Origin of the sequence: Micromonospora sp. NPDC053740, assembly GCF_040677775.1 — a bacterium.
Lineage (GTDB): Bacteria > Actinomycetota > Actinomycetes > Mycobacteriales > Micromonosporaceae > Micromonospora > Micromonospora alfalfae.
In genome coordinates, this window is the sequence record NZ_JBFASO010000003.1 from 83,815 (window position 1) to 109,354 (window position 25,540).

Annotated in this window: 22 protein-coding genes, 2 tRNA genes and 1 pseudogene; 16 read left to right on the forward strand and 9 right to left on the reverse strand. The window is 69.8% G+C overall.

From position 1 onward, the window contains the following. Positions 1–97: 97 nt before the first annotated feature. From AB0K35_RS09175 to AB0K35_RS09185, 3 genes are all read left to right on the forward strand, one after another. The gene (locus AB0K35_RS09175) at positions 98–1,324 is read left to right on the forward strand and encodes a hypothetical protein (RefSeq protein WP_363884614.1); all 1,227 of its coding nucleotides are present in this window, start codon (positions 98–100) and stop codon (positions 1,322–1,324) included. 194 nt (positions 1,325–1,518) lie between these two features. Next, positions 1,519–2,472 (forward strand): toll/interleukin-1 receptor domain-containing protein, encoded by a 954-nt coding sequence (locus tag AB0K35_RS09180; RefSeq protein ID WP_363884616.1) that lies wholly within the window; start codon positions 1,519–1,521, stop codon positions 2,470–2,472. Further along, complete coding sequence (locus AB0K35_RS09185; protein WP_363884618.1) at positions 2,432–2,701, forward strand: hypothetical protein; 270 nt, start codon at positions 2,432–2,434, stop codon at positions 2,699–2,701. Before AB0K35_RS09180 ends, AB0K35_RS09185 begins: the two co-directional genes overlap by 41 nt. 123 nt (positions 2,702–2,824) lie before the next feature. Here the strand turns inward: AB0K35_RS09185 and AB0K35_RS09190 are convergent. Together AB0K35_RS09190 and AB0K35_RS09195 are read right to left on the reverse strand one after the other, a co-directional pair. Further along, positions 2,825–2,994, reverse strand: a pseudogene (locus AB0K35_RS09190) (transposase); the annotation flags it as partial. 353 nt (positions 2,995–3,347) lie between these two features. Then, positions 3,348–4,748: a helix-turn-helix transcriptional regulator gene (locus tag AB0K35_RS09195; RefSeq protein WP_363884620.1), complete on the reverse strand. Its 1,401-nt coding sequence runs from the start codon at positions 4,746–4,748 to the stop codon at positions 3,348–3,350. A gap of 163 nt (positions 4,749–4,911) precedes the next feature. Here AB0K35_RS09195 and AB0K35_RS09200 point away from each other — a divergent pair, with 163 nt between their 5' ends. The 7 genes from AB0K35_RS09200 to AB0K35_RS09230 all read left to right on the forward strand — a co-directional run bounded on the left by AB0K35_RS09200 (position 4,912) and on the right by AB0K35_RS09230 (position 12,696). Next, on the forward strand, positions 4,912–5,847 hold the full coding sequence (locus AB0K35_RS09200) for a TauD/TfdA family dioxygenase (protein ID WP_363884622.1): 936 nt from the start codon (positions 4,912–4,914) through the stop codon (positions 5,845–5,847). Beyond that, entirely contained in the window at positions 5,840–7,252 is a 1,413-nt protein-coding gene (locus tag AB0K35_RS09205; protein ID WP_363884624.1) for an FAD-dependent oxidoreductase, read from the forward strand. Before AB0K35_RS09200 ends, AB0K35_RS09205 begins: the two co-directional genes overlap by 8 nt. Then, the gene (locus AB0K35_RS09210; RefSeq protein ID WP_363884626.1) at positions 7,239–8,108 is read left to right on the forward strand and encodes a phosphopantetheine-binding protein; all 870 of its coding nucleotides are present in this window, start codon (positions 7,239–7,241) and stop codon (positions 8,106–8,108) included. Before AB0K35_RS09205 ends, AB0K35_RS09210 begins: the two co-directional genes overlap by 14 nt. An 80-nt stretch (positions 8,109–8,188) precedes the next feature. Next, positions 8,189–8,701 (forward strand): NUDIX hydrolase, encoded by a 513-nt coding sequence (locus AB0K35_RS09215; RefSeq protein WP_363884628.1) that lies wholly within the window; start codon positions 8,189–8,191, stop codon positions 8,699–8,701. Between the two features lie 51 nt (positions 8,702–8,752). Further along, the gene (locus AB0K35_RS09220; protein ID WP_363884630.1) at positions 8,753–9,853 is read left to right on the forward strand and encodes a DegT/DnrJ/EryC1/StrS family aminotransferase; all 1,101 of its coding nucleotides are present in this window, start codon (positions 8,753–8,755) and stop codon (positions 9,851–9,853) included. Continuing rightward, positions 9,850–10,848 (forward strand): Gfo/Idh/MocA family oxidoreductase, encoded by a 999-nt coding sequence (locus AB0K35_RS09225; protein ID WP_363884632.1) that lies wholly within the window; start codon positions 9,850–9,852, stop codon positions 10,846–10,848. The genes AB0K35_RS09220 and AB0K35_RS09225 overlap by 4 nt, the downstream gene beginning before the upstream one ends. A gap of 612 nt (positions 10,849–11,460) precedes the next feature. Then, on the forward strand, positions 11,461–12,696 hold the full coding sequence (locus tag AB0K35_RS09230; protein ID WP_363884634.1) for a tyrosine-type recombinase/integrase: 1,236 nt from the start codon (positions 11,461–11,463) through the stop codon (positions 12,694–12,696). 827 nt (positions 12,697–13,523) lie between these two features. On the opposite strand, the gene AB0K35_RS09235 is transcribed toward AB0K35_RS09230, so the two are convergent. Together AB0K35_RS09235 and AB0K35_RS09240 are read right to left on the reverse strand one after the other, a co-directional pair. Further along, positions 13,524–13,599 (reverse strand) — tRNA-Arg (locus AB0K35_RS09235). A gap of 35 nt (positions 13,600–13,634) precedes the next feature. After that, positions 13,635–13,725: transfer RNA gene (locus AB0K35_RS09240), tRNA-Ser, on the reverse strand. Positions 13,726–14,310: 585 nt separating this feature from the next. On the opposite strand from AB0K35_RS09240, the gene AB0K35_RS09245 reads away from it, so the two are divergent. Beyond that, positions 14,311–15,159, forward strand: a complete 849-nt coding sequence (locus AB0K35_RS09245) for a hypothetical protein (protein WP_363884636.1) — start codon at positions 14,311–14,313, stop codon at positions 15,157–15,159. 4 nt (positions 15,160–15,163) lie between these two features. Here the strand turns inward: AB0K35_RS09245 and AB0K35_RS09250 are convergent, their stop codons facing one another. Beyond that, positions 15,164–15,934: a CPBP family intramembrane glutamic endopeptidase gene (locus AB0K35_RS09250; RefSeq protein ID WP_357268260.1), complete on the reverse strand. Its 771-nt coding sequence runs from the start codon at positions 15,932–15,934 to the stop codon at positions 15,164–15,166. Between the two features lie 144 nt (positions 15,935–16,078). Between AB0K35_RS09250 and AB0K35_RS09255 the strand changes: the two genes are divergently transcribed. Further along, a complete protein-coding gene (locus AB0K35_RS09255) occupies positions 16,079–17,194 on the forward strand; it encodes a globin domain-containing protein (protein ID WP_238668915.1) in 1,116 nt (371 codons plus the stop codon). Positions 17,195–17,261: 67 nt separating this feature from the next. Here the strand turns inward: AB0K35_RS09255 and AB0K35_RS09260 are convergent, their stop codons facing one another. Next, complete coding sequence (locus AB0K35_RS09260) at positions 17,262–18,791, reverse strand: peptide deformylase (RefSeq protein ID WP_363884639.1); 1,530 nt, start codon at positions 18,789–18,791, stop codon at positions 17,262–17,264. A gap of 326 nt (positions 18,792–19,117) precedes the next feature. Here AB0K35_RS09260 and AB0K35_RS09265 point away from each other — a divergent pair, with 326 nt between their 5' ends. Beyond that, a complete protein-coding gene (locus AB0K35_RS09265) occupies positions 19,118–19,894 on the forward strand; it encodes a hypothetical protein (RefSeq protein ID WP_363885253.1) in 777 nt (258 codons plus the stop codon). Positions 19,895–20,083: 189 nt separating this feature from the next. On the opposite strand, the gene AB0K35_RS09270 is transcribed toward AB0K35_RS09265, so the two are convergent. Then, positions 20,084–21,817 carry a hypothetical protein gene (locus AB0K35_RS09270; RefSeq protein WP_363885255.1) on the reverse strand — a complete coding sequence of 578 codons (1,734 nt, stop codon included), beginning with the start codon at positions 21,815–21,817 and terminating at the stop codon, positions 20,084–20,086. 314 nt (positions 21,818–22,131) lie between these two features. On the opposite strand from AB0K35_RS09270, the gene AB0K35_RS09275 reads away from it, so the two are divergent. After that, the gene (locus AB0K35_RS09275; RefSeq protein WP_238668913.1) at positions 22,132–22,842 is read left to right on the forward strand and encodes a class I SAM-dependent methyltransferase; all 711 of its coding nucleotides are present in this window, start codon (positions 22,132–22,134) and stop codon (positions 22,840–22,842) included. Between the two features lie 111 nt (positions 22,843–22,953). On the opposite strand, the gene AB0K35_RS09280 is transcribed toward AB0K35_RS09275, so the two are convergent. Continuing rightward, complete coding sequence (locus AB0K35_RS09280) at positions 22,954–23,496, reverse strand: YbhB/YbcL family Raf kinase inhibitor-like protein (RefSeq protein WP_238669957.1); 543 nt, start codon at positions 23,494–23,496, stop codon at positions 22,954–22,956. A gap of 110 nt (positions 23,497–23,606) precedes the next feature. Between AB0K35_RS09280 and AB0K35_RS09285 the strand changes: the two genes are divergently transcribed. Together AB0K35_RS09285 and AB0K35_RS09290 are read left to right on the forward strand one after the other, a co-directional pair. After that, complete coding sequence (locus AB0K35_RS09285; RefSeq protein WP_363884642.1) at positions 23,607–23,795, forward strand: hypothetical protein; 189 nt, start codon at positions 23,607–23,609, stop codon at positions 23,793–23,795. 78 nt (positions 23,796–23,873) lie between these two features. Then, positions 23,874–25,049, forward strand: a complete 1,176-nt coding sequence (locus AB0K35_RS09290; protein ID WP_363884644.1) for a low temperature requirement protein A — start codon at positions 23,874–23,876, stop codon at positions 25,047–25,049. 9 nt (positions 25,050–25,058) lie between these two features. On the opposite strand, the gene AB0K35_RS09295 is transcribed toward AB0K35_RS09290, so the two are convergent. Further along, positions 25,059–25,298 carry a hypothetical protein gene (locus tag AB0K35_RS09295; RefSeq protein WP_238669960.1) on the reverse strand — a complete coding sequence of 80 codons (240 nt, stop codon included), beginning with the start codon at positions 25,296–25,298 and terminating at the stop codon, positions 25,059–25,061. Positions 25,299–25,540 lie beyond the last annotated feature (242 nt).

Sequence of the window (25,540 nt, forward strand, 5' to 3'; positions counted from 1 at the left end):
TGAGAGACGCGCAGCGGGCCTTCCACTGGGTGGCGGGCCGTGGTCCGGCGTATCCGGCAGGCCACAGGCTTAATAGGCAATGGTCGGTGGAGGACAGATGGCGCTCGCGCATCACCCGCTGAAGGATCCGATCGGACGCAACGCCACGGATTACGCGGCGCGTCTGCAAGTCTCCCTCACCCGTGCCCGTGAGGTGCCCGACGAGACGCTAGCCCGGACACCGGTAGACGCCCTGGTTGAGGCCATCGTTGAGGAATGCGCCGCCTCCCCAGTCGTGGTTGATCATGCGGGACTGTGGATCGAGACCCCTGAGCTGACGCGTGGAAACGAGGGCGAGGAACAGTCAGTCCAGTTGAAGCTATGCGTGGCAGTCGAGGGCGCGTCCAGCGCACTGGGATCCCGGGGTGTCTTTTCTGGCAGTCACGTGCAGGGCGACGAACCGGGCACGTGGCACCTGGTGGCGGGCGAAGGTACTAACGAGCAAATCGCTGACGCGATGGCCGACACCGAGAAACTTCGCGCGTACATCGATGATTTCCAGGCCAAGGTGCGTGATGCGGCAACTGCCGCCAATGCGGAGATCGAGTGGCATCGAGCTGAGATGCGTGCCCAGGTGATGGCCACCGTGGGTGCCCGTGCTCGCCGAGTGCAGGCCGTTCTCGCGGCGACAGACGCGCTGGGCATCCCGCTCGCTCCTAGGTCGGCAGAACAACGTATTCCGCTGCAGCCGCGCCGGCTCACCGTCGCGCAACTGGACGCTGCTGTCGCCGCCGGGGTTCAGGAGTGGCACCTCGCCGAGCAGATCGCGGAGGACATCACCGCCACAATCATGTCCTTCACCGCCGCGCTGGAGCGTCTTGTCCGTTCCGCCAGCAAGCTGCTTGGCGAGAATGAGGAAACCATCCGCGACTTCCTTCTGTTCATCCTCAACGCGAACTACCAGGGAGCGGCCACCGGAGAGACCTTCCTCGGCTGCGGCAAGACAGACATTCTGCTGCGGTGGCGAGACCGAGACGCCTTCATCGGCGAGTGCAAGATCTGGCATGGTCCGGCCAAGTTCGTCGACGCCGTCGATCAACTCCTCGGCTACACCATCTGGCGTGACACGCGAGTCGCGTTGGTGCTGTTCATCCGCGACCGAATGGACACCAGCGCGGTGATCGACAGCGCCGCAGCCTGCCTGGCCAAGCACTCCAGGCTTCTTCAGGCCATTACACCCGAGGAGCCAACGCGCCGTCGTGACTACCTCCTACACGCCGACGGGGATCGCCAACGCGTCATCAGGCTCTCGCTGCTACCTGTAGTCCTTCCCCAACCGAGCTGACTCATCGAGGTGGAGAACATCGGAGCCGATGACGGCGGTGCCGCCCTGTCCCACGGCCGGACAACGCCTTCGTCGCCGTCCGCCCGGGTCCCCACCGCGCGGCTCAGCCCTGAGCAGAAGACTCGGTGGGCAGGCATGGCCAGCCCGGCAGCCACCGACGCGGCGATGTCGCCGCCTATCCCTATCCTGGTCGGGTGGACGTCGTAGCGAAGGACTTCTTCATCTCGTACACCGCCGCTGACAAGGTGTGGGCCAGCTGGATCGCCTACATCCTTGAGGCGGACGGCTTCGCCGTGACGATTCAGGAGTGGGACTTCCGGCCGGGCAGCAACTTCGCCGTCGAGATGGACAAGGCACTCAAGCAGTGCCCTCGGATGATCGCGGTGCTGTCCCCGGCCTACCTGAAGGCGCCCTTCCCAGTCTCGGAGTGGGTAGCAGTCTTCGCCAGCGACCCTGAAGGCGCAAGGAACGCACTCGTGCCGATCATGGTGCAGGAGTGCCAGCCGGAAGGGCTGCTCAGCCAGGTGGTGCAGATCCGCATCCACGGACTCGATGAAGCCGCCGCGCGGAAACAGATCCTCGAAGGCGTCCGCCGCGAGCGGAACAAGCCCGCCACACCCCCGCCGTTTCCGGGTACGCCGGCGGCGTCCACTGTGGCACCCGCCCAGGCTGCGCCGTATCCCACAGCCAGTGCTGCCGCGTCGGCCAGCCCATCGCGGCTGCGCTGGCAGAGCCCAGCACCGCCGGTCAGCGTCTCTTGGCGCAGCGACCTCGACCAACGCGCGCAGGACCGCAGGCTAGGCCCGGCGGCCGTCGAGGTGCACCTGGCCTTCCCTGCCGGAGACGCGCGACTGCAGGTGAGCGAGCTGTCGACACTCGCCGATCGGCTGCCCCACCATGGTCGAGGCAACGGTGTGTTCACACTGCTGGAAGCCCTGCAGGCGCACGCCGACTCCGCCGTCGCCCGTGCGACGAGCAGCGGTCACGACAACGAGAAGGGGCTCGCGGTCACCCGTTCCGGGCAACGATCGGCGTGGGCCCCGCTGCCCAGAGGCCAAATGGGGCGCGTTGCTCGACCAGGACGACTTGGTCAAGCAGCTCACTCGCATGCTCAACGCACTGACGGCATTGGATCTGCCCCACGGTGACCTCGTCGTACCCGCCATCGGCCTCGACCCCGCCACCATGATCTCCTACGGCACAGTCAACGTGCCGCGCAACACCGCCGCCTACGGGCTCGGACAGGCAGACCACATCCACGTCTCCCCAGACGAAGCCATCGACTACAGCAGTGTCGTCGACCGCCCCGCCGACGTGGCCGCCGAACTCGTCGCACGTCTCATCGCCGACCACCGAGCCGCCACGGGTCTACGCTGACCATTTGCTGATCTCCGTGGGCCTGTCTCGGTAACGGCGTTTCCGGCGATCTTGGTTAATAGATGTCAGCGGCTGAGAAGCGGGCCGCTTAAGGTTGGCGAAGGCGATCAACGCGGGCTTTCAGCGCGTCGTCCATTGGGTTTGTGTGCTCCGGCGGGGTCCAGCGACCGGAGCACTAGGTACAGGCATTTCAACGCGGCCGTTTCGTTCAGGAAGTGACCGCGGGCTTTGATCGTCCGCCGGTAACGGGCGTTCACCGAGGTGATCGCGTAGGTGGAGCGGATGACGCTGCGACTCCACGTCGTAGTCAAGGGGGTGCAGCGGGTCACCCCGCGTTGACCGGTGAGCGACACCGCCGCCGATCCACTCGACCAGCGGCACGCCGCCGCCGTTCGCGCGTTGGTGGCGAGCGCCGCTCGGGCCTCCTCTGGCGTGAGCCGGTGCGCGAGGGTCGTGCGCGTACCGCACGAGCGTGGTCCCTCCGACATACCTGTCAGGCCGATGGGAGGTCGGCGTGGTGATCGCGCTTGCTCGTTCGGCCGAGGCCCGGAGCCTCACATGTCTCGGCTCTGTCACCACGATCGTCGAGCGTTGGCTCGACGGCCAGAGCCTGGCGGCCGGTGCGGTATGAGGCGGGTACTGGCCGTCAGGTGGTGGCGCCGACGCGGGTTGCGAGATCGCGAAGCCCTGCCGGAGTTGCTGTCGGGGCGTACAGCAGCGATGACACGAGGTCGCGGACCGAGGGGCGGTTGACCTCTTCGGGGGCGTGCCGTTCCGCGGAAAGTAGGGCCTGAACGGCGCGGTCGGGTTTGCCGTGGTGGGTCCAAGCGCGGGCGGTGTCCACGCAGAAGCGGCCGTACCGTTCGGTGCTGGGCAACTCTGCCGGTCGTACGGTTTCGGCGCTGCGCAGTGCGGTGCCGGTATCGCCGAGTGCGGTGTAGACGCCGATCTTGTAAATGGCGACGGTGGCCGGACTCAGCGGCACGACGGTGCCGGGCACGGTGGTCCCGCCGAGCCGGCCGGCGGCTGCGGCGGCTTCGTCGATGAATGCGGCGGCGGCCGGGGCGTTGCCCGCTTGGGCGCTGCTGTACGCGGCGGTGCACAGCAGGTTCCCGTACGCCGCGATGAGGGCCGCGTCGGCTCCGCCGGAGTCGGCGCCCAGGCCCTCGGCGGTGGTGGTGAGCAGATGCAGGGCGCCGTCGTGGTGGCCCTCGCGGCGCATGGCGATCGCGACGGTGTGGGTGGCGGCGGCCATCACCACCCCGTTGCCGGTTTCCCGGGAGGCGGTCAGGGCGCGGTCGGCGAGTACCCAGGCGATGGCGTCGTCGCCGAGCTTCGTGCTGACCGACGAGGCGAGCACGTACGCCCGGGCGAGGTGGCCGGCGAGCGCTTCGCGCTGGCGGCCGGCCGCCTGGTCGCGGGCAACGTGTAGACCGGACAGCAGGCTGGGAAGTCCGCGGGTGAGTTCTGCGAAGCGGCTGTCGGCGTAGGCGCGGCTCGCCGCAGCGAGTCCGGTGGTGAGCGCGTCGGGTGCCATCGGCGGAGCTGTGGAGCCGCCGGTGAGCAGCAGCGCTTCGAGGTTGGTCGCCGGGACCGGCTCGGAGCCGGCGGTGAGGCCGGCGACCGCGGTCACTGCTGCGCCTGCCAGGAAGGTCCGTCGTCGCATGAAGTCGCCGCCTTCGCCGTTGCCCGATCGGCGGAGCCTATCGGCCTCGGGGTTGCGCGCGGCCGAGGTGTGGGCGGCACGACCGTCGTGTCGCCGGACGTCATCCGAGAGCCCGAGCATCACCGCAGGGATCGACAGGGCGTGGGCCAGTCGGCGGCGGACGTCGATGTCGTGCAGTGGGGCGCGTTCGAGGCGCGAGATCGTCGAGCCGGAGTATCCGCACAGGTGCCCGAGTTCGCTCTGGGTCAGACCGGCGGCTTGACGCACGAGGCGGATGACGGCTCCGGCGTCGTCGCGGGCGACGGCAGCGCGCAGTTCCGGGGACTGCCACATCGGGTGGTTCGGTGCTGGTCTGCGCTCGTTGGCATCCACCTTCGTCACGGTAACCGACTGTCATGGCGAGGTGGTGGGTCGCGTTGTGCGGGTTATGCAAACGCGTTGCGGGCCCTGCATAGCAGCTACCGGTGGGCGGTGGCGATGGGCGGTGATGGATGCACCAACCACAGCGGGGCCGGCAGGCAGCGGCTCGGGGAAAGAGGTCGTCATGTTGTTCGCAGATCCGGTACGGGTAGTCGTGCCCAGCACGTTGGCGCGTCGGTTGGCGCAGGTGTGCACGTTGGAGATGGAGGGGCACCGGTGGGCCGCGGCGAACGTGGTCGCGGCCCGCCAGGTGCTCGAGGCACCGGATGCCCGGGCGGTGCTCGACGCGCTCCGGCGGCGACTGGCGCGGGCCGTACCGACCGCGCCGGGCTGGGCGGTGGTCGCGCTGCCGGAGCGCCTTGCTGACGAAGATGTGAAACGGGCAGCCGCCGGGCTGCTCGCCACGCTGGGCCGACCCTTCTTCTCCATCGACCAGGGCGGTGTGCTGTGGATCGGCGGCGAGTCGTCGCCGGAGCATGATCAGGCGTCGTTCGGCGGTTTCGGGGCGCAGGCGCTGCACGTCGACGCACCGAATGTGCACCACGTACCCGACTACACCAGTCTGCTGGTGCTGCGCCCGGATCCAGCCGGCGGCGGCGTCTCGCTGATCGGTGACCTGCAGGAGGCGCTGGCGCATCTGACCGACGCGGAGCAGGCCCTGCTGCGCCGGACCGAGGTCTTCGAGGGCCGGGCGGATGGCCTGCTCGGGGTGGGCGCCCCGTTGCTGCGGTTCCCGGTGGTGGCTGCCGCCGCCGGTGGTGGCTGGCCGTGGATCCGGTGGGCCGGCAAGCTGCTCGACGACCCCCGCAACCACGAGCACCTGCCGGTGCTGCGTCGCTTCGCGCAGGCTCTGAGCGTCGAGACCCGGGCGGTCATGCTGGGCCGCGGGCAGTTGCTCATCGCCGACCAGCGCCGCATCGCTCACGGTCGTACCGCCCTGGGCGATCCCCGGTCGGCGGCCACGAGCGCCCGTCGGTGCCTCCTGCAGGCCAAGGTCGCGTTCGAGGCGACGGCGATCGCGCAGCTCGTCGCTGCCGAGGCCGGTGTCGGCGATGCCTGAGACCTACGACGTGGCGGTGGTCGGCGTCGGAGTGGTCGCGCTCGCTGTCGCGCAGGAGCTGCTGGCCCGAGGGTTGACGGTGGCGGTCATCGGCCCGTACGGCGGGGACCACGCGGGGCAGGCATCTCGGGCCGCCGGGGCGATGCTGTCGACGTTCTCGGAGATCGAGCCGGGCCACCCGGCCGAGCGGGTCGCGGTGGAGACCGCTGAACGGCTCGCCGCTCACCAGGCGTACCCGGCCTGGTTGAGCCGCCTCGCCGCCAGTGGTGAATCGGCGGTGTCCACTGTGGCGGGCACCTGGGTACTGGCGCCGGCCGGGCGGCTGGCGCAGTTGGCACCGATCGCGGCTGCGGCGCGGGCGGCGGGGCACCCGGCGGAGGAGCATGACGGCGGACAGATACCGGGCCTGCGTACCCCAGTCGACTCGGCGGGCGCGTTGTGGCTGCCGACCGAGGCCCGCGTCGACAGCGGCGCCCTGATGCAGGCCCTGTCCCGGGTCGTCCGCCGGCACCCGCGGGCTGCCTGGCACGACACCACCGCGACCGCGGTCACGACCGGCGTCGTGCGGTGTGCCGACGGCACGCGGGTCGAAGCCGGCGACGTCGTGCTGGCGGCCGGCGCTGCGACGGCGTCGCTGCTGGAGCAGGCCGGGCGCCGGGTCGGGGTGCCGCCCATCCTGGCCGGGCGCGGCGCGAGCGTGCTCCTGCACGCGCCCGCGATCAGCGTGCCGTACGTGGTCCGGACCCCGAATGCGGCGTTCGCGTGCGGCGCGCACCTGGTCCCCCGCGCGGACGGCACCGTGTATCTGGGGGCGACGAACCGTTTGACCACCAGCGCCGATTTCACCCGCCCGGTCATGCTCAACGAACTGGCCGTGTTGGCCGCTGATGCGAGCACCCTGCTCGACCATCGCCTCGCCGGGGCGCAGCTGCGCAGCCACCGGGTCGGACTGCGCCCGTACACGGTGGACCACCTGCCGCTGCTGGGCCGGACCCGAGACCCGGGCCTCCTGGTGGCGACCGCAACCTACCGGTGCGGGGTCCTGCTCGCACCGCGCATCGCTGACCTGGTCGCTGACGAGATCACCGCACCCGGCGCGCTCGACGACCACCCGTACCGGGTCCTGCGCCCGATGCCGACCCCAACCGCCGGCGACGCGTTGGACGCCGGCGCCGCGCAGGCACTGATCGACCACCTGCTGCAGGGCGGCGCGAGCCTGCCGGCGGCTGCGGCCGAACAGTTCGCCGGGTTCGTCGAACTCGCTCTACGGGTGCTACTCGACGACGCCTGCGAGCAGGGAGCGGCGCTGCGTCGTCTGTGGCGTTCCGCCCCGGTCGTCGAAGTCGTCCCTGCCCTGTTCGCCTTGCCTCGACGGATGAAAGGCACTCCCGATGCTCACCGCTGACACCGCCACGCTGCGGAGGGCTCTCCTGGCCGCAGTCACCGCCGTTCGGCCCCAGCCCGGGCCCATCGCGGGTGACCGGTCGTTCGCCGATCTCGGCCTGGACTCCCTGGACCGCCTCGTGCTGGTCCACACCGTGGAGCAGGCCACCGGCGTCACCGTCCCCGACCATGTCCTGGCCGGCGCCCGGCACGTCGACGACCTGCTCTCCTACCTCGACACCGTGGGTCCGGCCGCCGACGAGGACCCCGCCCGGCCGGGAGCCGCTGAGACGCAGCTGGGTGTTGTCGACGACGGCGCCGTCGTCGGCGCTGGCAGCCGGCTCTGGCATCAGGCGCAGGTCGCCGCCGGCGCGGGTATCGGCGCGGACTGCACCCTGGGCAAAGGCGCCTACGTCGGCGCCGGCAGCCAACTCGGCGACCGCGTCAAACTCGGCAACTACGCGTGCGTGTTCGGCGCGAACATCGCCGATGACGCGATGATCAGCCCTCACGCCGCGCTGCTGGAAGACCCCGCGCCGCGGGCCACCACGCCGGACGGGCGCCGCAAGGAGCACACCGACTTCGACCAGTGCCCTGTCACCGTCGGCCGGCGGGCCACCATCGGCGCGGGCGCCATGATCGCGCCGGGTGTCACCGTCGGGCATGACGCTTTGGTCGCGATCGGCGCGGTCGTCGTGCGCGACGTCCTCCCCTACGCCCTGGTCGCGGGCAACCCGGCCCGCCAATGCGGCTGGGTGTGTACCTGCGGGCGCACCCTCGCCGACACGTTGCGGTGCCCGCGCTGCTCGCGCGGATACGTCCGCCACGGCGACGAGCTGCACCTGCTCGGCGACCCCGCGGACGCCTGCGATGGGTGAGGGCCTGCCCGGTCACCTGTTCGGGGTACGCGGGGTGGCAGGGGTGCGCCGGCCCCCACGGTTGGCTAGCGTCGCCCGGCATGAGTCGAGTCCCGCTACCTCCTGCCGAGTACTACGCCAGCCTGCCAAAGAGCATCACCGGTGCCGGTGCCGTCCTGCACGACGAGCACGGCCGGATCCTGCTCGTGCGGCCCAGCTACCGCACCGACACCTGGGAAATTCCCGGCGGAGGGCTGGAGCACGGCGAATACCCCTGGCAGGCAGCCTGCCGGGAGATCAAGGAAGAACTCGGCCTGGACCTGACACCCGGCCGGCTCCTGGTCCTCGACTGGGTTCCTCCGCAACCCGACGGCAGGCCCGCGCTGGCGAACTTCCTGTTCGACGGCGGCCGCATCACCCAAGACCACGCCGAACAGCGGGTGAGCCTGCAGACCGACGAGCTCAGCGAATGGCGCCTGGCCGGGCCGCAGCAGTGGGACGAGCTCATGGCCCCGCACATGGCCCGCCGGCTACGCGCCTGCGCTGACGCGCTACGCACCCAGAGCACCGCCTACCTGCACCACGGGTGGGATCCCGCCAACCCCGCACACTGACCGCCCGGCCCTTTCCTGCCCGGGCGGCGCCCGGCAGGAAAGGACACCCCCATGATCGACGTGATCCCGGTGGCCAGCCCTCACCTCGACGAGGACGACATCACCGCAGCCGTCCGGGTACTGCGCTCCGGAGCACTGGTCCAAGGCCGCGAAGTTGCCGCGTTCGAGGACGAGTTCTCCGACCTCGTCGACGGCCGGCACTGCATCGCCGTCAACTCCGGCACCACCGCCCTGTGGCTGCCACTGCTCGGCCTGGGCATCGGCCCCGGCGACGAGGTCATCATCCCGGCGTTCACCTTCGCCGCCACCGCCGCGGCGGTCCGCCTCACCGGTGCGACACCCGTCTTCGCCGACATCGACCCGGTCTCGTTCTGCCTCGACCCCACCGCGGCCGCCGACGCCGTCACCAGCCGCACCGCAGCGATAATCCCGGTGCACCTGTTCGGCCACCCCGCCGACCTCGGTGCCCTGCTCACGCTGGCCAAACGGCACGGAATCGCGCTGATCGAGGACGCCGCCCAAGCCCACGCCGCGACCCTGCACACACGCCCCGTCGGCACATTCGGCACCGCCGCGGCGTTCAGCTTCTACCCCACCAAGAACATGCAGTCCGTCGAAGGCGGAATGATCACCACCGCCGATCCGGGCCTGGCCCGCACGCTGCGGCTACTACGCAACGTCGGCATGGAAACCCGCTACTGCCACGAGATCGTCGGCACGAACGGGCGCCTCAACGACGTCTTCGCCGCGATCGGCCGCACCCAACTGCGCAAGCTCCCCGCCCGCACCGCGGCCCGCCGGGCCCACGCCGCGCACCTCGACGCCGCACTGGCCGATGTCGCCGGCATATCCCCACCAACCACCGGCGTCGGCGCCGGGCACGTGTACCACCAGTACACGATCCGCGTCGACGACGACCGCGACGCCTTCGCCCAGGCCCTAATCGAGGACCGGGTCGGCTGCTCCGTGCACTACCCGGTCCCGCTGCACCGCAGCCCGGCCTACCGCACCGCCGTTCACCTGCCCCACACCGATACCGCCGCCGCCCAGGTACTCTCGCTGCCCGTGCATCCCGGGCTCGCCCGCGGCGACCTTGACCGGATCGTCACCGCCGTTCTCCGACACGCCCGCCGAGAGCAGCTGGCGGCATGACCAGCCGACCGCTACGCGCCGGCCTCGTCGGACTCGGGCACATGGGCAGGCACCACGCCCGAGCACTGCGCGCGCTCGACGGCGTCGACCTGGTCGCCGCCGTCGACCCAGCCGGTGACCCCCACCGCATCGCCGACGGCATCGCCCTGTTCACCGACCTCGACGACATGCTGCGACACGGCATCGACTACGCCGTCCTGGCAACACCCACCTCACGGCACACCGAGCTCGGTCTGCGTCTCGCCGCCGCCGACGTCCCGACGCTCATCGAGAAGCCCCTGGCCCCCGACCCGGAATCAGCCCGCCGCCTGGTCGACGCCTACCGAACAGCCGGACTGCCGGCCGCGGTTGGATACACCGAACGGTTCAACCCGGCGATCACCGTACTCCGCATCCGACTGCAGAACGGCCTACTCGGCGACGTCTTCGACATCAGCACCCGCCGCACCGGCACCTACCCCGCCCGGATCGCCGACGTCGGCGTCATCCACGACCTGGCCACCCACGACATCGACCTGACCGCCGACCTGACCGGCCAGCGATACACCTCGATCACCGCCCGCACCGCGCACCGCAGCGGCCGCCCCCACGAGGACCTCCTCGCCGCGATCGCCCAGCTCGCCGACGGCACCATTGCCCAGCACCGCGTCAACTGGCTGACCCCGGCACCCGAACGCATCATCACCGTGACCGGGGAACATGGCAGCCTCATCGCTGACACCATCGCCGCATCACTGACATGGTGCAGCAACGGCGCCTCCGCACCCGCGGCTGACCATACGGCCTACCGGGGCGTAGCTCCCGGCGACATCATCCACTTCGCGCTGCAGCCGGCGGACCCACTGCTTGGCGAACACCGCGCATTCCAGGCAGCGCTGCTAGGTCAAGGCAACGAAGGTGCCTGCCTGGAGGCCGGACTACACGCCGTCCTCGTCGCCCATGCGGCGGCAGCCTCAGCACGCACCGCACACACCATGCCCGTTGCACTGGCGTAGACCGACAGGGGTTCCGGGACGCCGTAGCCGGGCGGGGTTGACGCTGGCGACGTCACCACCTCAAGGACGAATCAGCAGGTTGGCGGGTACCCACCGTCAAGGTCTAAACGCCGCAGGGACCGCACCATGACGGAGTTGCCACAGGCCCGCCCACTGCCGTGTGCAGGCCTACTGGCAGTCACCCCGTCCGGCCTTGCCGAGATGTCCTCGCGACACGACCAGCGCTCGCTTGACCTAGACCGCGGCCCGGCCCCCGAACCCCAATCCGATTCCGGTAGAACTGTTTCCACTACCAAAACTATCGGCACGGGTCCTCAATGTTCACCGCAATCAGATGCTGAGGGGGTGCTCAATCGTCAATAAGTGTGAGACATTACCGAAGGGATAAATGCCATGAAAAGCCACGGTGTGACTGCGAAGCGGTGCGGTTGCCTGCACCCCGAGACCAACCGCCCGCTGGGCAAGACGTGCCCGAAACTGTCACAGCCCGATCATGGGAGCTGGTACTTCCACTGCTCGACACGGAACCTGTTAGGCCAGGTCGAACGCGTCCGGCGGGGTGGCTACGCGTCCGAGGAAGCGGCCCGCCGGGCACGTGACGAGCTGCTGGCCTTGTCGCGAGAGGAACAGGCAGGCAAGTCGTGGACCGTCACCCGATGGCTGCGCTACTGGCTCGCGAACCGCAAGCGCATTCGACCCACGACGAAGATGCACTACACGCGCGACATCGAAAACTTCCTGATCCCCCACATCGGCCATCTGATCCTCGGAGAGCTGAACCCGCGGCAGCTCAACGCCGCGTTCGCGCAGATCGCCCTCATGCGTAACCGGGCCAAACAGGCGCACACAGCCTGCACCTTGCAGCACATCCACGCCACACTGCGGGCGGCCCTGACCGGCGCGTACCGAGAGGGCCTCATCGAGGACAACCCGGCCGCGAGAATGGAGCTACCTCCGCGGGAGCGCCCCCAACCCCAGCCGTGGACCGAAGCCCGCATCGCCGAATGGAAGGCCACCGGCGAACGGCCGACGGTCGCGGTCTGGACGACGGCGCAGCTCGCCAGCTTCCTGGACTACGTCCGCGACGACACCCTCTACCCGCTGTGGTGGCTGTTGGCTCTACTCGGACTGCGACGCGGTGAGGCCGCCGGACTCCGATGGGCCGACGTCGACCTGCACGAGGGGCAATTGTCCGTGGTCCGGCAACGCACCACCGCCGGGTACGACGTGCACGAGGGCCCACCCAAGTCCAAGGCCAGCCGCCGCGAACTCGCGCTCGACACGCACACCATGCGAGTGCTGAGGCAGCATCGCCTGCGGCAACAGGAGCGCCGGACCAGGCGCCTCGGCACGGGCATGGTGTGCCACAACAGCGGCTACGTGTTCACCAGCCCCGACGGACTGCCCCTGCACCCCGGCTACCTCACCCAACGCCTACGCCTGCTGGTCGACCGCGCCGGACTCCCACCGATCCGCCTGCACGACCTGCGGCACGGCGCCGCCTCCCTCGCCCAGTCCGCCGGCGTGGACATCAAAACCATCCAACACCAACTCGGACACTCCAACATCCGCCTCACCGCCGACACCTACACCACCGTCCTCCCGCCGGCAGCCCGCGAGGCAGCTGACGCCACCGCCACCTACCTCATCGCAGCTAGTAAGCCGGGCGCGGAGATCAAGCGGCAAATCGAACTCACCCGCGACACCGACCACCAGGAGGAGACGGCGAAGACCACACCACGCCAAGAACCGAACAACAACAGAATGAAGGCCTGCCGGCAGCGCAAGGTCAAGCAACGGCGCAAAGCAACGCGGCGCCGCACCTACCGCACGGCAAAGCCCAACTGATACCTGCATAAACGCAACACCGCTGACGAGACGCAGGCGAGCACGACCAGGCCAACTCTCGACGAGCGAGCAACCGAACCCAGCGAGGTTGCCGCCGTTCGCCGGGCGTTGGCCTCGTCGTGCTCGCGTCGCCTCGGGCCTACCGAGGCATGATCACGTTTGCACGCACTCTTTCGCCAAGGCCGCTTGCGCTCTTCAAAGGGCGGGTCGAGGATGTTCAAGTTGATCTAGGTCGGTCGGGTGATCGCCGGCATCGTGTTCCCGCAGAGGGAGGCAGGCGCGACCCGTGGCCCGCTCTCGTCGAATCGGTCAGCCGGCTTCCCGGCGAATGATCCGCGGCAACTGCCGACCTCCTGACCACTCAACTGCCGCACCCAACAAGTTCTGCCACCGCCGCGGCCGGGCCGTCGCGTCGGCCGCCCGATCGGCAGGCTGGACGGCGTGCCAACCAGCACGGCCACCGTTCGTGGTTGCGACCGCGGGCGCTAGCCACATCGTCTCGGGGAAACCCCTTTTATGCGAAAGCATATGACGCATAATGAGATGCTTTTAGCCGCAGGGCCTCCACCAGCGCCGAACCAAGGCGAGGCCGCTACCTGTGGAAACGAGCGAACCCACGCTTCTGGCGTCCCATTTTCGCACTCAGGAATCCCAGCTAGTGAGACTAGGCTGCTCCGTGGCTGCTCGGCCGTCGGGGAAGCCCATCGAGGGGCGCGACCGCCAAAAAGGGGCCTCTGACCTGCGCAAACGTGTGTCACAACCGTGCCCCACACGTGACCCATACGAAAACAGGGAATATAGCCGATTGGCTATATTCCCTGCTCAAGTGGTGCGCCCGAAGGGACTCGAACCCCTAACCTTCTGATCCGTAGTCAGATGCTCTATCCATTGAGCTACGGGCGCTTGTGCTCAGCCAGTCTACACACCCGGCTTTCGCGCGGAGACTCCGGGATTCGAACCCGGGAGGGGCTTTAAGACCCCAACCGCATTAGCAGTGCGGCGCCATAGACCAGACTAGGCGAAGTCTCCCTGGTGATCCTCAGACCACCGCGCCCGAGGATACAGGTCGCCACCCACCGGGAGCAAAACGACTTCCGGGGTACGCCCACCGCGACCCGTCCACCCTCCGTGTTTCCACGCTGTGCGCCGGCGTGATCGGGACTACGCTCCATCGATATGCAGGAGCAGCCGCCCAGCGAGTCGACCCGTCGAGAGCCTGCTGAACGAGCACGTCAGCGCTCCCCACGGGCCACCTTCCGGCCGCCGACGGTGGCCGAGGAGCCCACCGAAACGGTGGAGCCGGCTGAGACGCCGGCACCGCGTTCAGCCGCGCCGGCGGGCCAGCGTCCTCGACGGGCCAAGGCCGCCCCGCCGGTGCTCTTTCAGCCTCCGGAACCGGACAGCCCCCTGCCTCGACAGCCTCGGCGCGCACCGACCGAGCTGACCACCGAGGCGGGCGCGGAACAGCCGCAACAGCCGGACGGCGATCAAGCAGGCCCCGCAACAGGCGTCGCAGCAGCCCCCGCAACAGGCGTCGCGCGGACACCGCCGAAGGCCCGGACCGCCCCCGTTCGCAAGGCTGCCCCTCGGACGGCAGCCGAGACGCCCGCAGAGGTGACCCCGACCACGCCGGCGCCGCGCAAGCGCGCCGCGAAGACCACCAAACGCGCGGTCACCCCACGCAGGAGCACCACGCCGACAGAGCCCACCCCCGAACCCGTGCACGCACAGCAGGCGGCACCATCCGAGCAGCAGACGGCACCCGCCGAGCCCCAGCTGGCACCGGCAGCACCCGCCGTGCGACAGGCTGAGCCGGCTCTGGGGCGTACCCCGGAATCGGAGCTGCGCGCGGTCGCCGCGCGCGTGCTCGACCACCCTGGCTTCGCACCGGAGCTGTTGGCTCTGGCTGCGGTGCGGACGTTCGGGCCCGGCGCGGCCGGGTGGGCCGCTGGGTTGCGCGACCGGTATCCGGACGCCTCGGCGGACGGCCTGGCCCGGTTGGCGGCCCGGCGGTTCGTCCGCTCGGCGGGTGCGGGTGGGGCGGCCGCCGCGCTGGCTGGCTTCTTCGCGCCGCTGGCCGAGTTGGTGGCGGTGCTGTGGACGCACTCGGAGCTGGTGCTGCACCTGGCCGCGGCGTACGGCAAGGATCCGACGCATCCCGACCGGGCCGTCGACCTGCTGGTGCTGACCCAGGTGCACCCGGATCGGGCGAGCGCGGCGGCGGCTCTGGCCGCCGCCGAGACGGCTGGTGACCCGGTCGAGGGGGCGTGGCCGCGGGCGGCGGAGGCGGCTTGGCGGTTGGCCGCGCCGCTCACGGCGCAGGCCGGTGGTTGGGTGGCGTTGCGGCTGGTGGCCCGATTGCTGCCGGGTGCGGCGGTGCTCGCAGCGGCGTTGGGTGACGCGGCGGCGGCCGACCGGCTCGCGGCCCGAACGGTGGCGGTCTACCGACCTGACCGGCGCTGACGGGTCAGAGCCAGTCGAACCACTCCCGGGGCAGCAGCGCGTAGCCGACGAAGGCGAACACGTCGAGCACCGTGTGCGCGATGATCAGCGGCATCACCCGCCGGGTGCGCAGGTAGAAGAGGCTGAACACGACGCCCATGATCGCGTTGCCGACGAACGCGCCGAAGCCCTGGTAGAGGTGGTACGAGCCGCGCAGCAGCGCACTGGCCGCGATGATCGCAGCCAGCCGCCACTGGAGCTGACGCAGCCGGGTGACCAGGTAACCGACCACGATCACCTCTTCCAGCACGGCGTTCTGCACGGCGGCGAGGATCAGCACCGGAACCGTCCACCAGACGTCCGGCAGCGCGGCTGGCACCAGCGTGGCGTTGAGGCCCAGGTGGGCCGCCACCCAGAACAGCGCCAGCCCGGGTAGGCCGATGAGCGCCGCCAGGCCGGCGCCGCGCGCCACGTCCTGACCGGGCCGCCGGGCGTCCAGGCCGAGGGTCCGCGCCGGGTCGCCGGGGTCACGGCTGAGCAGGTGTACGGCGAGCAGCACCGGCAGCAGCGCGAACACGATGCCGAGCAGTTGGTACGTGAGGTCCAGCCAGGGGCGGGCCGACGCCGAGGTGTTCAGCGAGGCGGTCTGCTTGGAGAGCGGACCGTCGGCGGTCAACTTCGCGATGATCGAGACCACCGCGTATATCGCGGACTGGCCGAGGGACAGGCCGAGGACCAGCAGCGTCTCGGTGCCCAGCAGTCGGCGGGACACCGGGCGGGTCAGCTCAACTGTCACCGCACCACTCTGCCCGACGTACGGCACCGGCGGCATGGCCGACCGGCCACCATGAGCCGATCGCACATTCTGTGCGACCAGTCGACACGCTCCGTGGAGATTCTATGGGCGCCCGATCCGTTGCCGTCTGGAGAAGGAGCGTCAGTGGACAACCTCGCGCGGTTGCTGAAGGAAAGCTGGACCCTGGTTGAGGACGACCGGGTCCGGCTGAGCGGTCACTTCTACGCTCGGCTGTTCCTGCTCGACCCCGCCCTGCGGCAACTCTTCCCGGTACAGATGACCGGCCAGGGCGACCGCCTACTCGAAGCGATCATCACGGCGATCCACACTGTCGACGACCCGGAGAGCTTCGACGAGTTCCTCCGGGCGCTGGGCCGCGACCATCGCAAGTACCACGTCGACGAGGGGCACTACGCCACGATGGGCGTCGCGCTGCTGGACGCGCTGCGCAGCACCGCCGGCGACGGCTGGAACCTGGAGTACGACCAGGCGTGGCGGGAGGCGTACGCGGCGATCGCCGCCCTGATGGTGGCCGGCGCGGCCTCCGACGACGACCCGCCGTTCTGGCACGCCGAGGTGCTGACCCACGAGCGGTACGGCCCGGACACCGCCGTGCTGACCTGCCGGGCGTTGCAGCATCCGCTGCGCTGGCAGGCGGGGCAGTACGTGAGCCTGGAGGTGCCGCGCTTCCACCCCCGGGTGTGGCGCAACTACTCGGTGGCGAACGCCCCGAACGACGACAACGTGCTGGAGTTCCACGTGCGGTCTCCGGGGGCCGGCTGGGTGTCCGGTGCCCTGGTGCGGCGGGTGCGGCCGGGTGACCTGCTCCGACTGGCGGCGCCGATGGGGTCGATGACCCTGGACCGCGCCTCGGAACGGGACATCCTCTGCGTGGCCGGCGGCGTCGGACTGGCGCCGATCAAGGCGCTGGTGGAGGAGCTGGCCACCTTCAACCGGACCCGGTGGGTGCACGTCTTCTACGGTGCCCGGCAGGCGGCCGACCTGTACGGCCTGGACGGGTTGCAGGAGTTGGTGGCCGTACACCCGTGGTTGTCGGTCACCGCCGCGTGCAGCGAGGATCCGGACTTCGACGGCGAGCAGGGCGAGATCCCGGAGGTCGTGGCCCGGTACGGCCCGTGGACCACGCACGACTGCTTCGTCTCCGGTGCCGCCCGGATGGTCCGGTCCACCCTGCGGGTGCTCGCTGCGGACGATGTGCCGCCGCCGCACATCCGTTACGACACCTTCGGTGACCTCTAGACGTTCCTCCCCCCACACCGGGGCGCGTGCCCCTGCCCCCTGGGGCACGCGCCCCGGCCCTTCCTGGTCAGTAGCGCCAGGGGCGCCCGGTCTCGCGGTACTCCTCCACCGGCACCAGTGGCACGCCGGGTGCCATTCGGTCGACGTACAGCCGGCCCTCCAGGTGGTCGATCTCGTGTGCGACCAGCCGGGCCATGCCGAATTCGAACGACGTGATGATCCGGCTGCCGTCCCACTGGGCGTGTTCCACGTCCAGTCGCAGCGGCCGGGGCACCAGACCCCGGTGGTCGAAGAAGGACAGGCAGCCCTCGTACTGCTCGTCGGTCTCCGGGTCGGCGTCGACCACCCGGGGGTTGAGCAGGACGACCGGATCCGCCGACCGGTCGGGGGGCCGCACCACGGCCGCCGCCCGGCCGATGCCGAACTGCGGGGCGGCGACGCCCACCCCCTTGCTGAACGGGTGCAGCTCGTCGAGCCGGGCCAGGGCCATGGTGAGCCGGTCGACGACGTCCCGGGCGACGTGTTCCTCCCCGGGCAGGTCGAATGGGCGGGCCCGCTGGCGGAGCAGGTCGTCCCCGCGTTGCACGATGCCGAGGCCGCGCATCCGGTCGCTGGGTCGGACCCGGACGCCGCCGGGGCCGATGTCCGGTTCGGTGTCCGGTCGGGCACGGAACCGCCACTGCATCCGGTAGCGGGCGTTCAACGGGGGGTCGTCGGTCTGCCAGTCGTAGATCACCCGTTCGCCCTCGTCGTGACGCTGCGGCGCCGTCCGCAGCGGGCCCTCCTCCGCGCTGAGCGAGGTCTCCACGCCCCAGACCTGCGGGTCGAGGGCCACGGGCAGGTCCAGGCGTACGGCGAGCTGCCGGGTGGGCAGTCGGACGGCTCGCTGGAACCAGGGGCCCCACTTCTCGTGCCCGACGCTGTACGCGTACTCGATGGTGGCCCGGTCGCCCGGGTAGAGGGGGAAGCGTCGCTCCCCGTTCTCGAAGAGCAGCCAGATCTCCTTGAACGCGTCCCGATCGTGCTTGGCTCGCCAGTGCATCGGCTCCGGGTCCCCGCCGCCGTCGTCTCGACGGGCCTGTATCTGCAGCTCGGCGAAGGTGAGGGGGTGCTCCCGATGGTGCCGGTTGGAGCGGCCGGGGTCGTTCGGGTAGCGGTCGACGGCGACCCGGACCAGGTAGCGGGTGACCGGCTCTGTGCCGGCGTTGTACAGCTCACGGTGGATGACGCACCGGTAGCCGTCGTCGGCGTGGGTGAGGGTGGCCAGTTCCCGTTCCACGACCAGGCCGGTGCCGGGTGGCAGCCACTGGCCCGGCAGGTACGGCTCGCGGTGCGGCTGACCCGCCCGGGCGTGCCGTAGGTCGTCGTACTCCCGGAAACGCTGCCAGATCGCGCCGCTCGCCTCCAGGACGGCCTCCGCGCGGCGGGCGAAGTCCTCGGTTGGGCGGTGCCGGCGCCCCTCGACGTGACTCACGTAGGACGGGTCGAACCCCATCAGGACGGCCAGTTGCTTCTTGGACAGCCCGCGCATGGTCCGTTGCCGGGCAAGTTCGGCCGCGAAGGAGTCGGCAGCCCGTTCGAGGGGTGAGGTAGTCATCAGCTTCCTCGTGGCCGGGGCTATAAGTTTCACGTTCCGTGCGCGAGCACACACGCAAGTGGCATGTTTTCGACACACCGCTTGACAATTCACCGACGGCCATCGATTGTGCGGCGGCGTTTCCCAGCACTGACTCCGGGTAGTACGCGAAGCGCTACTCCCGTCGAACACGGGGTGACCTGGGCCTCCGAGATGTGACCAAGGTGAGCCTTCCCTTACGGCCGCGGGCCTGGTTAGGCTAGCCTTAGCTCAGGACGGCACTGGTTCGTCCGCCGGGGCGCACTCCTCGGTCACACAGACAGGGGACGATTCGGGTGACAGCGGTGATGCCACGGCGGGAGGCCGCCACCACGCCGCTCGCCCCCGTCACCGCGGCGCTCCGGGCCATGTTCGGCACCGACGACCTCCCCGGCCTCGCCCGGGGCCTGCTGGTCGACGACGAGTTCGGCTGGGCGCCCGCCACCACCCTGATCGACGGCAGCCGACTGCCGGAGTTGCTGAACGGCGCCGCCGTCCGCTGGGGCGGCACCCCGCACGCCTGCGCGGCGCTGGCCTGGAAGTCCTACAGCTACTGGGCCGCGCTGCCGGTGGTGCTCGGCTGGGCCTCCGCCCGACGGGTGCCGCTGCTCGATCCGGCCGACCTGCTGATCCACTTCGAGGACCATCGGCAGCTGCTCACAATGGGCATGCGCCGGGGCACCACGGTGGCGGTGCTGCCGAACGACCCGCTGGCGCTGGCCGGCCTGCCGGAGGTGCGGGTCGTCGCCGACGAGGCGGAACTGCTGGCCGCGCTACGCGCGTCCCTGCTCGACGCCCACCTGGCCCCGCTCATCACGGCGATCCAGTCCGAGGTCCGGGTGGGCACCCGGACGCTGCTCGGCTCTGTCGCCTCCGGCATCGCGCACGGCATCCTGCGGGCTGCGGACGCCCTGCCCGGCTCCACTGTGCAGAGCATCGACACACTGCTCGGCGCACTCGACCTGGCCGACCTGATCGAGTTGGTGCCGGGGCCGACCGGTGAGCCGACAGTGCAGCGCCGCACCTGCTGCCTCGCCTTCACCCTCCCCCGCCCGAAGGTCTGCCAGGGCTGCTGCGTCCGCTAGGGCATGTCTCATAAGGGCGGTCGAGCCGAGGCGGAGTCCGGGCGGCGATCCGGCAAGGCGCGGTTCCGTCCGGATACCGGTGTCGTATCCGGACGAAACCGCAACGCCGCCGGTCGTTGTCCGGGCCCGCCGCAGGCCGGCCAGTTCTTATGAAACAGGCCCTGGGCCAGGCTGGGCGGCACTGCTCGCTCAGTCGGTGAACGACCGGACATCCCACACCCACACGCCGCCGGTGAAGACCGGTTGGATCCCGGTCAGCTCCGTCATGCCCCGGCGCAGCGCTTCCTCGTGCTCGTGTGGCCCGAGGATGACCACCCCGGCCCGCCAGTAGCGCAGGTCGTCGACCGCTCGGACCCGGCTCTGCGGGGTGATCGGCGGCACCGCCCCGGTGCGCCTGATGGTGGCGAAGAAGCTGCTTGTGGGTCGAGGAGTCGCACCGAACAACGCGACCTTCGGCGGATCGGCGTTCGGGCGGGTGTCCGGCCCGAGGAAGTAACCACGGGCCAGCGGCATGTCCAGCCGGGTCGACGCAGACCAGCGCAGCGGCTCGGCGTAGGTGGTGTCCGGCAACGGCAGGGTCACCACACTGCGCCCACCGGCCACGTACGGCCGCCACGCCCCACTGGTCACGAAGCTGGGGACCGGGTCGAGGTGGGCCACGGGCAGCGGGGTGGGGAGGATCGGCAACAGGGCCATCGTGAGCACGGTGGCGGTGACGAAGCGGACCTGCCCCCGAGCGGCCGGGTGCGCTTCGGCCAACTCGCGGGCCCGTTCGGCAGCGTAGGCGAGCAGCAGCCCGATGATCGGGGTGATCGCCAACGCCCAGCGTGTCGGCACCACCGAGTGCAGGATGGGCAGGTTCTCCAGCGCCGCCCACGGGCCCGGCACACCCGTACCCCGATTGTCGAAGCGGACCTCCCGACCCAGCGAGAGCACCGCGAAGAGCAACCCGAGCGCGGCCAACGCGAGCACCACGATCGAGCGGCGCAGCCACCAGACCACTGCGATCACCAGCACCACCAGCGCCCAACCGAAGAAGCTGTTCTCCTCGGTCGGGTTCTTGGCCAGGCCCGCGGCGGTGCGCGCGCTACCGGCCAACGATTCCCGGGAGTACGCGACGAACGAGGCCACGTCGCTGGAGTAGCCGCGGATCAGGCGGGACAGCCCGGAGTACGCGCCAGGTCCGAAGAACTGGACGTACAGGGGGTACGCGAGCAGGAGCCCGGCGACCCCGGCGGCGACGGCCAGCCCGGCGAGAAAGGATCGGGCCCTCGACCGTAGATCCGCGCGGCTGAGGGCGAGCACCCCGACGATCACGCCGAGCCCGATCGCGGTCATCAGCAGGATCTCCAGGTTGAGGAACGCCTGCCAGACGATGACCAGCGCGAGGAGGACCCCGTTGCGCAGCCAGCGGCCCGGTTCAGCGAGTCGCAGCGTGCGCCAAATGATCAACGGGACGACGAACTGCGACACGATGTTCGGGTGCCCATTGGCGTGCGACACCATGGCCGGCGCGAACGCGCAGAAGCCGGCGCCCAGCCACGCCGGCCCCCGACTGCCGATCAGGACCCGGGAGAGCAGGAAATACCAGGCCGTGGCTGTGGCAATCATGCCGGCGGTGAGAAAGATCAGAAATGACGCCCGCGGCCCAAACAGCACTGTGATCGGCGTCATTGGCAATGAAATGGATAATACGGACGTATTGGCCATCAGATTGACGCCGTCGGGGACGTTCATCTGATTGGAATGGAACGGGTACGCAAAGTGCGTGACGACTCGCGTACCGTGAGCCATCATCCATTCGAACTGCGACTGATCGGACTGGTTGTCCCGCACATCGCTGCCCGGGTCCAGCCAGAGTCGACAGGTGACCCAGAAGCCGAGCAGCACGAAGCTCAGCACGGCGGCCAGATCGGCCCACATCCCCCTGCGGGAAGGCCGAACAGCGCCGGAGGCCCCCTCCGCCGACGACGCGGCGGCCGGGCCGCCACTGTCGCTGGGCACGTCCGGTTCAGGAGTAGTCATGACAATTCATAGGGTAGTCAGCCTATGGCACCGCCGTGACATGTTTCGGGGTACTGCCGTACTATGTGCCGGGTTCGCCGACCGCCGATCACGAACCCACCCCCCGACCACAATTCGGCCACCCCGATGCCTCGATTCTTTCGCCGTCTCAGCGGATGATTCACTCTGTCGGTCCAGGCTCGGGTCGAGTTCATATCGTGAGGAATCGACGCATGGCAGAAATCACTGGGGATCAGCGCGTGCAGTCCGAGGTGCTGGAAGGCCTGGCAACCGCTGTCAACCACCGGCGCTGGTTCATCGAACTGGCCGTGCCGTACCTCGGCGACGACCCGATCGAGATCGGCAGCGGCCTCGGTGACTACGCGCTGGAATGGTCCGAGCGGCTGCCGCGGTTCACCGCGACCGAGGCCGACCCGGACCGGCTGGTGCAGCTCAAGGAGCGCCTCGCCGACCGTCCGAACATCGACGTCCGGCAGATGCTGCTGCCGCACAACGGCCGGGGCGACTACAGCGCGGCCGTCTCGTACAACGTCCTGGAGCACATCGAGGACCACGTGGGCGCGCTTCAGAGCATGCGCGACCTGGTCCGACCCGGCGGCGCCGTGATCATCATCGTGCCCGCGTTCCAGTTCGCGATGGGCCCCGCCGACATCGCCACCGGGCACGTCCGCCGCTACACGAAGAAGACGCTCGGGGCGGCGATGACCGAGGCCGGCCTGACCATCGAGAAGATGCACTACGCCAACGCGCTCGGGCTCATCGGCTACTTCATGGCCACCAAGGTCTTCCGGCTGATGCCGAAGGAGGGCCCCATGGTCAAGGTGTACGACACCCTGGTCCTGCCCGCCACCAAGGCCGCCGAGCAGCTGGTCCTCCCGCCCTTCGGCCAGTCCGTCTTCGCCGTAGCCCGCGTCCCAGCCTGACCCCGCCCCGCCCCGCCCCGGCGATCTTGCACTTCCTGTCGTCGTTATGCCCTGGTATGTCAGGAATGTCGGGACAGTAAGTGCAAGATCGCGGGAGCTGAGAGGTCCGGGTTAGTCCTTGATCTGGTACGTCGGGCGGATTACCGCTCTTGCCACTGTGTGGAACGTCAGGTTGAAGCCGACGTAGGCAGGGCTGGCGTCCGGGGTCAGGTCCAGGCGGTCGACGTCCAGGGCGTGCACGGCGAAGACGTACCGGTGTGGGCGGTCGCCGGGCGGCGGCGCGGCCCCGCCGTAACCCTGCTCGCCATAGTCGTTGCGGACCGAGAACGCCCCGCCGAGGTCGCTGCCCGCCGCGCCGCCAGCCCCGGTGGGCAACTGGGTGACGCTGACCGGCACGTTCACCAGCACCCAGTGCCAGAAACCGCTGCCGGTCGGTGCGTCCGGGTCGTAACAGGTCACCGTGAAGCTCTTCGTCTCGGCGGGGAAATCCGACCAGGTCAGCTGCGGCGAGACGTTGTCGCCCCCGGTGCTGCCATGCGCGTGCCGGGCGTCCATCGGCTCGCCGTTCTGCACGTCGTCACTCGTCAGTGTGAACGACGGCACCGTCGGCAGCAGCTCGTACGGGTCCGGGGCGATCGGTCGTTCCAGGGTCATGGGGACGCGTCCTTCCGATGTGCGGAGATACCAGCCCCTTCTTACCCCGCCACGGCCCTCTGGACGACCGGAAGCGCGCGCTGACCGACTGTGGTTTCGCGGAGCTACGTTTGAGTTCGGGCAAAGTTCCGCAGGGGGACATCGTGGCCGGCATCTGGCGGGACTTCGCGGTAGCCGTCCTCACCGCGTTCCGCCGCCGGGACGGGCGAGCCATCGCCGACGAACGCCGACGCGCCGTCGAGCGACTGGCCGACGAGACGATCCGCCGGGAGCGGCGGGCCACCGACCCGCCGGAGTGACCGGGACGCGGGGCACCGGACCGCTTCGCCGTAGGCAGTCAAGATGACCTGATGGGCCGGACTTTCGGGGCACGACCGATGGCGACCCCCGAGACACACCGCCCCATTCTGTTCGAGATCTTCTTCGATCTCGTGTTCGTCTTCGGGCTCATCCGGGTCACCACGTTCATGAGCCAGCGGCCCGCGCCGGTGTCTCTGGTGCAGGGATTCCTCGTACTCCTGCTGCTCTGGATCTCCTGGCTGGTCTACTCCTGGCTGGGCAACCACGTCCGGATCGATGTCGGGTTGATCCGTGCCGGCGTCACCGTCGCGATGGCGGCAGTCTTCCTCATCGCTCTCGTCATTCCCGACGCCTGGAGGACCGGACCAGGTACTGCGCAGTCCCGGCTGATCCTGGTGCTGGCCTACGTCGTGCTTCGAGTGGTCGATCTGGTTCTCTTCCGCTGGGTGGAGACAGGCGACCGGCAGCTGCGCCGGACAATTCGCCTCTACGCCCTCTCCACCGCACTGTCCTGGATTCCACTCGTCCTCGGTGCAGTGTTCGGCGGCACCGCACAGATCCTGCTCTGGGCGCTGGCCCTCACCATCGACATGGGCGGCGGGGTGGTGTCCTCGATGCTGAGCGGGTGGCCGGTGCGAAGTCCAAGCCACTTCGCCGAGCGGCACAGCCTCGTGGTGATCATTGCGCTCGGAGAATCCCTGATCTCGGTTGCCGCCGGCGTTGGGATTGAGCGGATCCGTGGACCGATCCTGCTGGCCGCGCTCCTCACACTGGCTGTCACTGTGTGCCTGTACTGGCTCTACTCGGCGAGCGCGGCAACCTCCAGGCACGCGCTGACGACGGAGTCCGGGCTGCGGCGGGCCCACGTTGGTGCCGACGCCTACAGCGTTGCCCACTTCCCGGTACTCGCCGGGACCATCTACGTGGCACTGGGAGTCGAGCAGGTGCTGGCCGGCCTGGCACACGAGGAGTCCCACGGCATCTCGGACTGGATGCCCGCCGTCGCGTTGTTCGGCGGGACCGCCCTGTTCCTCGCGGGCCGGGCGGCGTTCCTGAGTCTCAGCGTCCGGTGCGTCCGGCCGGGGGAGTTCGTCGCCCCTACTGCGGCGCTGCTGCTGCTCCCCGTCGGCCGCTACCTGCCCGGCCTGGCCGCTCTCGGCCTGCTCACCGCGTTCCTCGCCGCGCTGCTCAGCTACGAGACGTGGACCAGGCGATCCGCGACGAACGACCAGCCAGCGACTTCACCGGAGTGACCGGGCTGATCAACGCGCCCACCCAACGAACCGCTCGAACAGTTCGCCAGCGGCGACGGCGGGCAGCTCCGTGACCACCACCGCGTGCAGACTGCCCAAGTACATGGACAACCCGATCCGGTCCCGGCCGTACGCCTCGCACAGGCGTACTCGGGCCGGACCGCAGGGCCATGGAGTGTCCTGCTCGCAGGTACGGCAGGTCCACTCGGGCCGTCGCGGGATGTGTTGGTCGGCGAGGCGGCTCGCCAAGACACCAACTGCCCGTTGGCCCTGCGCCGATCGGGCTCTCACGGCCGCCGCGGTGGTGGTGGGGACCTCGCCCATCACCGGCCAACACCGGCGTTGAGATATTCGGTGGATCGGCGGCGGGCTTGAGCCAGCAACCGGGCTCGGGCGGCTTCCTGCTCTGCCTGTTGAATCGCCGGACCGACGGCACCTTCCGGTGCAGAGACCGCCAGTCGCCTAGCTTGGCGACATAGCAGGTTGAACGG

Coding starts and splice junctions, on each gene's coding strand:
- AB0K35_RS09175 (WP_363884614.1), top strand. CDS start 98: ATGGCGCTCGCGCATCACCCGCTGAAGGATCCGATCGGACGCAACGCC.
- AB0K35_RS09185 (WP_363884618.1), top strand. CDS start 2,432: ATGCTCAACGCACTGACGGCATTGGATCTGCCCCACGGTGACCTCGTC.
- AB0K35_RS09200 (WP_363884622.1), top strand. CDS start 4,912: ATGTTGTTCGCAGATCCGGTACGGGTAGTCGTGCCCAGCACGTTGGCG.
- AB0K35_RS09205 (WP_363884624.1), top strand. CDS start 5,840: ATGCCTGAGACCTACGACGTGGCGGTGGTCGGCGTCGGAGTGGTCGCG.
- AB0K35_RS09210 (WP_363884626.1), top strand. CDS start 7,239: ATGCTCACCGCTGACACCGCCACGCTGCGGAGGGCTCTCCTGGCCGCA.
- AB0K35_RS09215 (WP_363884628.1), top strand. CDS start 8,189: ATGAGTCGAGTCCCGCTACCTCCTGCCGAGTACTACGCCAGCCTGCCA.
- AB0K35_RS09220 (WP_363884630.1), top strand. CDS start 8,753: ATGATCGACGTGATCCCGGTGGCCAGCCCTCACCTCGACGAGGACGAC.
- AB0K35_RS09225 (WP_363884632.1), top strand. CDS start 9,850: ATGACCAGCCGACCGCTACGCGCCGGCCTCGTCGGACTCGGGCACATG.
- AB0K35_RS09260 (WP_363884639.1), bottom strand. CDS start 18,791: ATGACTACCTCACCCCTCGAACGGGCTGCCGACTCCTTCGCGGCCGAA.
- AB0K35_RS09265 (WP_363885253.1), top strand. CDS start 19,118: ATGCCACGGCGGGAGGCCGCCACCACGCCGCTCGCCCCCGTCACCGCG.
- AB0K35_RS09270 (WP_363885255.1), bottom strand. CDS start 21,817: ATGTGGGCCGATCTGGCCGCCGTGCTGAGCTTCGTGCTGCTCGGCTTC.
- AB0K35_RS09275 (WP_238668913.1), top strand. CDS start 22,132: ATGGCAGAAATCACTGGGGATCAGCGCGTGCAGTCCGAGGTGCTGGAA.
- AB0K35_RS09280 (WP_238669957.1), bottom strand. CDS start 23,496: ATGACCCTGGAACGACCGATCGCCCCGGACCCGTACGAGCTGCTGCCG.
- AB0K35_RS09290 (WP_363884644.1), top strand. CDS start 23,874: ATGGCGACCCCCGAGACACACCGCCCCATTCTGTTCGAGATCTTCTTC.